The organism is Aeromonas sp. sif0611 (assembly GCF_019218845.1).
GTDB classification, from domain to species: domain Bacteria; phylum Pseudomonadota; class Gammaproteobacteria; order Enterobacterales; family Aeromonadaceae; genus Aeromonas; species Aeromonas media.
This window is the reverse complement of record NZ_JAHUWU010000086.1, coordinates 1-213: the sequence shown is the minus strand read 5'-3', so window position 1 is coordinate 213 and position 213 is coordinate 1. Positions and strand designations below refer to the sequence as shown.

Here is a 213-nt window from a genome sequence, read left to right as displayed (position 1 = left end):
CATCGTTGACGCCGGTGATGGTGATGGTGACGGTGTGCTCGGTGCCATCCACAGACTGCACGGTGAAGGTCTCGACCTTGGTCTCCCCCTCGCCCAGGTACTGCACCTTGCTGTTGTCGACGTTGTAAGTCCAGGCACCGCCTTCGGTGATGGCGAGGCTACCCAGCGCGCCCGCACTCGGGGTGCCGTTGCCAGCCAGGAACTTGGCTTCAT

General features: G+C 62.9%; 1 protein-coding gene. It reads right to left on the bottom strand.

What is annotated here, in order from left to right:
* Positions 1 to 213, bottom strand: a 213-nt coding sequence (locus KW824_RS21295) for a VCBS domain-containing protein (protein ID WP_218410920.1), incomplete at both ends; no start/stop codon positions are given.